This window comes from Psychrobacter sp. 1Y4 (assembly GCF_051847555.1).
In genome coordinates this window covers 1-591 of record NZ_JBPYDE010000853.1, presented here as the reverse complement: position 1 = coordinate 591, position 591 = coordinate 1, and the positions used below count along the sequence as shown (strand labels likewise).

Annotated in this window: 1 protein-coding gene and 1 pseudogene; both read right to left on the bottom strand. The window is 41.6% G+C overall.

All coding sequences use genetic code 11. The features are described 5' to 3' along the window. Positions 1-223, bottom strand: a pseudogene (locus tag ACS8FC_RS19235) (phosphoadenosine phosphosulfate reductase family protein); the annotation flags it as partial. A gap of 58 nt (positions 224-281) precedes the next feature. Continuing rightward, positions 282-591 (bottom strand): DUF934 domain-containing protein (locus ACS8FC_RS19230; protein ID WP_439297968.1); only part of this gene is annotated, 310 nt, incomplete at its 5' end.

The following is a 591-nucleotide window of genomic DNA, read 5'->3' as shown; positions in this document are numbered from 1 at the left end:
AGGTTGCATCGGTATTGTAACCTGAGTCTACCCACAATACTGTAATGTCAGGACGCTGCTTGGCAACTAAATGCAAGATCGCTGATTCATAAGGACGGAAGTTGGTGGTGATGATTGGGTTTTTTGCTTGTGTCAGTGCCCACTCAACGATTTGCTCAGGTGATTTACCTTGCAAATCTTGGTTTGCTTGGTCGATATCTAGGTTTGGGTGTAATTGGCTCATAATACATTCCTTAATAATTGTTAATATAAAAATAGCGATTTGATAGTGAATAATAAAATTAGTTTTTTGAGAACATCGGTAATGCTGAAGCGTCTCGACCATCATAGCTGCTGGCTAGGGCAGTGAAAGCTTGGCTAATATCAGATTTAGCATCATGCTCATTAAGTACAAAGCTAGTAGCACCAGCGCGCAGCAAATAAGCGATTTGATCACGACCAAACGCGCCTGCCATACGAATATCGCCTTCATAACCAAGCTGACGCAGGGTTTGTGCAAAACTAAAACCGCGACCATCCACAAAACTTGGGACATGAATCACGATCAAATCTTGCATCAATAAAAAGTCTTTTACATCAGGCAGATCGTCA